Here is a 7,523-nt window from a genome sequence, read left to right on the forward strand (position 1 = left end):
GGCAGCACTTTTCAGAATCAAAATACCTCGCGTGTTTTTCAGTCAGGGGTGGGATTCACTTCCAATAGTCTGATCTATAATCTGGCCTCTGCCACCACTTCCAGAATATTATTCAGTGAAGATATCCAGTATAAGTATCAGGCCTTTTTTGGCCGGATCAATTATAATCTGCTGGATAGGTATTTTATCAATCTGACAGGAAGACGCGATGGTTCGAGCAGATTTGGCCCTGGCAATCAATTTGCAAATTTTGGAGCTATTGGTGCTGCATGGTTATTTTCCAAAGAAAATCTATTAAACAAAAGCGCATTTTTAAGTTTTGGAAAACTTCGTGCCAGTTACGGAACTACAGGAAACGATCAGATTGGTGATTACCAGTTTTTTGACACCTATACTTCCACGGGTGTTCTTTATGATGGAAGTGTTGGGCTGCAACCCTCCCGACTATTTAATCCCAATTTTGGTTGGGAAACCAACAAAAAACTTGAAATAGCATTAGAAACAGGATTTCTGCAGGATCGAATCTTTTTTACTGCTGCCTGGTATCAAAACAGATCATCAAACCAATTGGTCGGAATACCGTTGGCAGCTACTACCGGATTTTCTACTATGCAGGCTAACCTTAATGCCACTGTTGAGAATGCCGGATGGGAGTTTACCCTACGTACCAATAATTTTAATGGTTTAAATTTTAAATGGACCACCACCTTTAATTTGTCCCTTTCAAGAAACAAACTGCTGGACTTTCCCAACCTAAACAGTTCTACTTACAGGGAAATGTATCGTCTGGGCCAGCCATTAAACATCCAGCTTTTATATCAGTACAAAGGAATTGATCCTCAGACAGGTCTTTATCAATTTACTGATATTAATAATGACGGAAAAATTACTAATCCCGAGGACAAACAAATTATTGCTGATCTTAATCCAAAATATTTTGGAGGTCTTCAAAACGAATTAAAATACAAAAACTGGAACCTGCAATTCCTTTTCCAGTTCGTTAAGCAGATGAACCGAATTGCGCCAATGGAATTCCCAGGACAAATGGCCAATCAGCCCCTGCGGGTAGCAGATGGATGGGAGCCAGGTAACAACAGTGCATCGTATCAAATCTATACCGCCGGATATAACAACCAGGCCGTTACAGCTAACTCACTGCGCAACCAGAGTACTGCTTCTATTGAAGACGTGTCTTTCATAAGACTTAAAAATATTTCACTTTCCTATCAATTGCCATTGAATTTGCAAAGTGTAAAATGTCAGGTAATGCTTCAGGGACAGAATCTTTTAACTTTTACAAAATTCAAAGATGGAGATCCTGAATTTATTACATATGGCTTCCTGCCTCCTTTAAAAATTATTACCTCGGGTATACAACTTACTTTCTAATTAATATCATTATGAAAACAATATCCACTTATAGAATCAAATTATTTTTTACCTGTGCCCTTTTATCAACATTAATGGGGAATGTACTCACTTCGTGCGAATCATTTGTGGAGGTAGATCTTCCTAAATCACAGTTGACCAATACGGCAGTATTTGAAAACTATGTCACTGCTAACGCAGCATTAACAGACATTTATTCTAAAATACGCGATCAGGGTATCCTCACTGGCAGAGGCTCTGGAATTTCAAACCAGCTTGGAAATTATACAGACGAATTAACCTGCTATGGAATTGCCACCGATCCTACTCTTGTGTTTTATACCAATGCCCTGCTTCCTACTACAAGTACAATAGCGGACTATTGGAAATATTCCTATAATCATATCTATGCTGCCAATGCGGTTATCCAAGGTGTTGAACTTTCGACCACTTTGACTATGAGTGAAAAAAAACAGCTCACAGGAGAAGCTCTTTTCATAAGAGCCTTGCTGCATTTTTACCTCACAAGTCTTTATGGTAATGTCCCTTATGTAAATTCAACGGATTATAAAATAAACAGCACAATTGGTAAATCAAGTGTAAAGGATCTTTACACTAAAGTCATTCTTGATTTACAAACGGCCGTCACCTTGTTGAATCCGCAATACAGCAAAGCAGAAAGAACAAGACCTAATATTTATGTGGTAAAAGCACTGTTGGCCAGAGTTTATCTATACAATGAAAACTGGCCAGAAGCTGCTAACGAATCTTCTGCTTTGCTCAATGAGAGCAATCTTTTCAGGCTTGAAGGTAATTTGAATCTTGCTTTTCTAAAAGAATCCAAAGAAACCATATGGCAGCTGCAATCTTCGGTATCAGGTAAGAATTCAGATCAGGCGGCCTCTTTTATTTTCTTTACTACCCCGCCCACCACAGTAGCGCTAAGCCCGAATTTTATTAGTTCATTCTCCACGGGAGATCTTAGAAAAGCCAACTGGATCGGATCACTCACAAATGGAACTTCAACCTGGTACTATCCCTATAAATACAAACAGTTTTACAACACACCGGTATCACAAGAGTACTCTATTGTATTTCGGCTGGCAGAACAATATTTGATCAGAGCTGAAGCCAGAGCTATGCAAGGAGACATCATTGGAGCCAAAGAAGATTTAGATCTTGTGCGAAAACGAGCTGGATTACCCAGCACCACAGCTGTCTCGCAACAAGAAATTCTCAACGCCATTGCTGATGAACGAAGATGGGAACTTTTTACAGAATTTGGTCACCGCTTCTTTGATTTAAAGCGAACAGGCAGAATTGAAAGTACACTAACCCCTGTAAAACCCGGCTGGAACTTCAGTGATAGCCTTCTGCCCTTACCACAGGTGGAACTAAACTTAAATCCTAACCTTCTGCCCCAAAATATGGGATATTAAAAAACAGAGATGAAAAAAAATATTCAACAAAATCCAAGATCGGCTTTGATTCCTTTACCCATAAAAATAGTTTTAATTTTATTTTTTATTTTGCCATTAGTAACCTGTCCTCTAAGGGGGCAGGTGGTGCAAAAAAAAGAACTCTCGCCTTCAGATTATCACTTATGGAGTACTTTAACTCTAAATGATGCAACCTCTGACGGCAAGTGGGTTACTTATAAATTACAATACGAGAATGGACTCGACACCATATCTGTGCGTCATACAACCCAACAAAAAGTTTTTAACTTTACAGGTATCAGTCACTACCAATTTCTGGGATCAAACCGTTTTATCTACTTCAAGGATAAAATCTTAACAATATTTGATTTGCACAGTGGAAAAACACTTAAAATGGAAAATGTAACCAGTTATGCCTATTCAAAAACCACCAATCAGCTAATAATTCTTAAGAATGACACCAGCAAAACACTTTTAGTTCTCAATGCAAAAAATGATGTGGTGAAAAAACTAAGTACGATAACTCAGTTTTCCCTGAGTCCTTCCCAAAAAGATATTATCTATACATCAAGATCAGAAAACTCAAATAAAGTAGGTTTATTGACTTTACAAGGAACATCCCCTACAAAATGGATTACGCAGAGTCCTGATACTTTTGATCATTTTACATGGCAGGAAAACGCAAATGCAGTTGTTTTTTTCAGCAGTTCATTAACCACCAACGATCATCGTTTTATCTTTTATTATAATTTGCAAAAAGATACTTTTATCCAACTTGATGCTACTACTCAGGATGATTTTCCAAATGACAAAATCATTTCATTTCACAGGAAGTATGATGTAGCTATATCACCAGATCTAGAAAAAGTTTTTTTTGCTGTGAAAAGGAAATCAGCTCAAGGAAATTCTGATGATAAAAAAGTTGAACTATGGAATGGAAATGCAAAATGGATCTACCCTCAGGAAAAATATTTCGGCGCATTACGAAATGACCATGATCTGGTTGTCTGGTTTCCTTTCTTAAAAAAAATAAAATCCATCACCACCACTGATCTGCCTAATGTTATGTTTACTGCTGACTTTCAATATGCTCTTTTATCAAATCCTCAAAGATACGAACCACAGTATGAGCATACCGCTCCAAGAGATTTCTATCTTAAAAACATAAATACAGATGAGCAAAGTAGTATCATATCAAATCTTGCTGACTTCAATTACAACATCCTTCCTTCTCCTTGTGGAAAATTCATCTCGTATTTTAAAGGCAATAACTGGTGGGTTTATGATATAGAAAATAAATCACATAAAAACATTACAGCTGGTTTGAAAGTTCCTTTGCTTGGAAAAGTAAACAAACTAGGCTACGACACTTCTTATGGCAGCCCTGGCTGGAGTCAAAATGATCAGGAGATGATTATTTATGACCAGTATGATATTTGGGCTGTTACACCCAATGGAGCATCCCGGAAATTAACAAATGGAAGGGATAAGAAAGTACAGTTCCGAATGGCACATCTTCCGGGTAATGATTTTCTAAAATCCAATTACGACGGTTTAAAAAGCAGCTGCATCGATTTGAAAAAAACAATTATACTTAGAGCAGAAGGCGACGATGGAAAAACCGGATATTTTAAATGGAATGCAATAACCAATGAGAAAGCACTGGTTTACAAATTCAGCAATATTGATCAGATTTACTACAATGAAAAAAATAAATCTTATGTATATCAGCAGCAAAATTTTGACCAACCACCATCGTTAGTATTCCAAAAAGAAAACAATGCCCCGAGAACATTTTTTCAAAGCAATCCGCAACAGGAACGCTTCTATTGGGGACATTCCGAGCTGGTGGAGTATACTAATTCTAAAAATGAAAAATTGAAAGGAATTTTATATTATCCTTCTAATTACAAGGCTGATAAAAAATACCCAATGATTGTTCATGTGTATGAAAAACAGTCTAATAAAGTACATTTGTATAACAACCCCAGCCTTCTTTTACAGGCAGGTTATAATCCTACTGTTTTCACTTTAAACGGATACTTTGTCCTTTGTCCCGATATTAAACATGAAACCGGCAATGTTGGAGTGGCTACCCTTGATTGTGTTACATCTGCAGTGTCATCTGTTATTAAAAAAGGGGTAGTGTCCGCTGATAAAATTGGACTCATCGGACATTCCTTTGGAGGATACGAATCTGTTTATCTCATTACCCAAACTGATATCTTCGCTGCTGCAGTTGCAGGAGCAGCAGTAACAGATTTGAACAGTTTTTATCTCACTGTAGGATGGAATACCGGAAGACCTGATATGTGGAGATTCCAGAGTGAACAATTTAGAATGGGGACAACACCTTTTCAAGATCCTTCCATTTATACAAAGAATTCACCAATTGCAGCTGTAAATAATATAAAAACTCCCCTTCTATTGTGGACCGGAAAAAAAGATTTTCAAGTAGATTGGCATCAAAGTGTAGAATTTCACCTAGCACTGCGTCAGTTACAGAAAAAGAATATTATGCTGCTTTACCCCGACGAGGGTCATATATTGTCGAGGCCAGATAATCAAAAAGATTTAAGCATAAGAGTTCAACAGTGGTTTGATTACTTTCTTAAAAAACAGGAACCTGAACCTTGGATTAAAGAGGGATTAAACTAATGCATGTAACAAATAATGCAGCTCAATTACGAGCTGCATTACTTTTTAAAAGGTTAGTATTCACTTAAGGTTGAAAAAGGATTTCTGTACAGTCCTCACCTTTAGCTTGCTGATTGTTTGACTCACAAGCTACAGTGGGAATATCACTACAGTCTACTCTCACATCACAGATTCCAGTAAGGCTGTTGATATACCCATCACGATGAGCATCTTTAGAAGTGCTTTGCATAGAGGTGGTCAAAAAAGCACCAGAAATTCCCATGACTACAACAGCAGCTGTGGCCATTCTCTTTTTTAATGATATTGTTTTCATAATAATAAATATTAAATTAAACATGATCTACTTTTTTCTACAGGTTTTCGATCTTAATTCCTGATACTGGCCAGTATATCTTCATAACTTGTTAGATGTTTTTTTCACCATTTCCTTTTTTAGCAATGCTCCTAGCTTGTACATGCGCAGTTCAGATCCGCTAAGCGTGTACAGGTATTCAGAGGTCAAAAACATAGATTGAATTTTATTCTTTTCTAAACCAAACAAAGAAAAACTTAGTAAATAAACATTCCTCTGATAATCATATACATCAATCACTGATGTTACATTCCAATTTTTAATATTCTCATAGCGTCCTGGAACTTTGGAATTTATAAAAAGTAGATTGTTTTTGGTTGTTGCAGATGCATTCACCATAAAAGGGGGCGCAGACATTTTGCTTTGAGTGTTATTTTTTAAATAAGCCACCTTTATTTTTGCTTTGCTTATAGTATCTATTGTATGTCTTGTTTTAAAACTTCCTTGTTTATCTGAAACAATAAATTCATTACGATAGAAATACACATAGATTATTTTTTTGTTTTCAGCATTATAAAGCAAACTTCCATCTGTGTCAAATATACCGTCGAGTTGCTGGTGTAATAAGTTAGGGAAATACCTAATATTGGGTAGCGCCTCAGAATCATACAATCCAATTAAATGGGCTCCCTTTATACCACTATTGTTTCTAAAGACAAAAGAGGTCTGATCAATAATTTCTACTTTTGTAAAACGTGAAATATTTTTAATTTCATCATTGGCTTCCCATTCTGCCAATCTGCCTCTATAAATAACCGGAACATTTCCATCTGTTAGGTAAAAATATGGCCCCTTCACTTTGATAATAATCATTCGGAAAGGCAATTCATTATCTTCAAAAAGTATTCTATTGGTTTTCTTTTCTTTAAAAGAAGTATCGATTGCAAGTACTCCCAGAGGATCTGTATAATTCCCCAAATACAATTGAGCATCAGAAAATCCAGAAAAATAATATGAATTGTATTTCAAATCCTCACTATGGACAAGCTTAACAGCATCCTTGATATACCTCCTTAAAAAAGGATTTTTTCGATGCATAATATCCTCGGAAGTCCAAAATAGAACAACGACAGAGAAAACACTAAATAGTACAGATGCAATAGTCAAACCATAGTACAATCTTGATCTTTTCCTTGAAATACTGTTATTATTGAATTCAAGGTAAAGCCTTATTGCCAAGACAGCAATTAAAATAAAAAAGCAGTTAAAAATCAAATGAGCATTCCAAGACATTTTCTCCAGGATACCACCACAGGAACAGGGAACATAAGAACTAAAATTTAATCCAATGAAAATATAGGTGGTAAACATTATCATTATTGAGAGTGCTAAAAAAAGTCCTAAAAATCGAGTTTTTGAAGATATAAGTAATACAACAATAATTAGTTCTATGATAGGGGTTAACAAAGCGATCCACAAAGCAAAAGCACTCAATAATGGAGACTGTCCTAACTGTACCTGAAACCTTTCGAAATCCAAAAGCTTGCTTACCGATGCATAAACAAATAATACCACATAGAGTAAACAAATACTTTCTATTATAATTCTTTTTACATGAACAGATGTTTTCATAATCTAAATTTTTAAATTGCTGTTTTTCAAAGCAATAATTTTATAATCAGAAAAATTATAAACAAATTTAGAAGTGTTTTTTTATATAATTGTTACCCAAAACCGGACAAAAGTTTCTAAAATCCGGCCAATTT

5 protein-coding genes are annotated in these 7,523 nt (G+C 35.9%); 3 read left to right on the forward strand and 2 right to left on the reverse strand.

Annotation, left to right across the window (positions count from 1 at the left end; all coding sequences use genetic code 11):
* From IRZ78_RS25755 to IRZ78_RS25765, 3 genes are all read left to right on the forward strand, one after another.
* A partial coding sequence (locus tag IRZ78_RS25755; RefSeq protein ID WP_194620407.1) for a TonB-dependent receptor occupies nucleotides 1-1,389 on the forward strand: 1,389 nt, incomplete at its 5' end.
* An 11-nt stretch (nucleotides 1,390-1,400) separates the two neighbouring features.
* Entirely contained in the window at nucleotides 1,401-2,807 is a 1,407-nt protein-coding gene (locus IRZ78_RS25760) for a RagB/SusD family nutrient uptake outer membrane protein (protein WP_194620408.1), read from the forward strand.
* Between the two features lie 9 nt (nucleotides 2,808-2,816).
* A complete protein-coding gene (locus IRZ78_RS25765; RefSeq protein ID WP_194620409.1) occupies nucleotides 2,817-5,465 on the forward strand; it encodes a prolyl oligopeptidase family serine peptidase in 2,649 nt (882 codons plus the stop codon).
* A 64-nt stretch (nucleotides 5,466-5,529) separates the two neighbouring features.
* Here the strand turns inward: IRZ78_RS25765 and IRZ78_RS25770 are convergent, their stop codons facing one another.
* Nucleotides 5,530-5,778, reverse strand: a complete 249-nt coding sequence (locus tag IRZ78_RS25770) for a hypothetical protein (protein WP_194620411.1) — start codon at nucleotides 5,776-5,778, stop codon at nucleotides 5,530-5,532.
* 81 nt (nucleotides 5,779-5,859) lie between these two features.
* Complete coding sequence (locus IRZ78_RS25775) at nucleotides 5,860-7,389, reverse strand: MauE/DoxX family redox-associated membrane protein (protein WP_194620413.1); 1,530 nt, start codon at nucleotides 7,387-7,389, stop codon at nucleotides 5,860-5,862.
* Nucleotides 7,390-7,523: the final 134 nt, after the last annotated feature.

It is taken from the genome of Flavobacterium sp. CSZ, assembly GCF_015350725.1.
In the GTDB taxonomy this organism is placed as follows: domain Bacteria; phylum Bacteroidota; class Bacteroidia; order Flavobacteriales; family Flavobacteriaceae; genus Flavobacterium.

Excerpts from the sequence above, each read along its gene's own strand:
- IRZ78_RS25760 (WP_194620408.1), top strand. The coding sequence starts at position 1,401 with ATGAAAACAATATCCACTTATAGAATCAAATTATTTTTTACCTGTGCC.
- IRZ78_RS25765 (WP_194620409.1), top strand. The coding sequence starts at position 2,817 with ATGAAAAAAAATATTCAACAAAATCCAAGATCGGCTTTGATTCCTTTA.
- IRZ78_RS25770 (WP_194620411.1), bottom strand. The coding sequence starts at position 5,778 with ATGAAAACAATATCATTAAAAAAGAGAATGGCCACAGCTGCTGTTGTA.
- IRZ78_RS25775 (WP_194620413.1), bottom strand. The coding sequence starts at position 7,389 with ATGAAAACATCTGTTCATGTAAAAAGAATTATAATAGAAAGTATTTGT.